The organism is Thermus sp. FJN-A, assembly GCF_054655095.1.
In genome coordinates this window covers 1-719 of sequence record NZ_BAAHSC010000182.1, presented here as the reverse complement: position 1 = coordinate 719, position 719 = coordinate 1, and the positions used below count along the sequence as shown (strand labels likewise).

Here is a 719-nt window from a genome sequence, read left to right as displayed (position 1 = left end):
CCCAGCTCATCCGAGGGGTTTGCATCCCCCACCGGTTCGGGCCTCCACTGGGTCTCACCCCAGCTTCACCCTGGCCAGGGCTAGCTCGCCCGGTTTCGGGTCCACGGCCGCGGACTAGACGCCCTGTTCGGACTCGGTTTCCCTACGCCTCCGCCTCAACGGCTTAAGCTCGCCCACGACCGTGAGTCGCCGGCTCATGCTTCAATAGGCACGCCACAACCCCTTGCGGGGCCGCGACTGCTTGTAAGCCCACGGTTTCAGGCTCTGTTTCACTCCCCTCCCGGGGTTCTTTTCACCTTTCCCTCACGGTACTGGTCCACTATCGGTCACCCGGAGTACTTAGCCTTAGGCGGTGGTCCGCCCAGATTCCCCCAGGGCTCCACGAACCCCAGGGTACTCGGGTACCCTCACCTATCCCCCCACCTTTCGCCTACGGGGCTTTCACCCTCTCCGGCGCTGCTTCCCAACAGCTTCGGCTAGGCTGGGGATTCGGTATCCGAGGGCCCCACAACCCCGCCCGGACAAGCCAGACGGTTTAGGCTCTTCCCCTTTCGCTCGCCGCTACTCAGGGAGTCGCTTTCGCTTTCCTCTCCTCTGGGTACTGAGATGTTTCAGTTCCCCAGGTTCCCCCCGCCCTAAAGGGCGGTGACCCGTGTTCCCACGGGCCGGGTTCCCCCATTCGGACATCCAGGGATCAACGCCCGCTACCGGCTCCCCCT

The 719-nt window shown here is 64.4% G+C and carries 1 rRNA gene; it reads right to left on the bottom strand.

The features are described from left to right. Positions 1 to 719: ribosomal RNA gene (locus ACYQ0J_RS07465) — 23S ribosomal RNA — on the bottom strand; the annotation flags it as partial.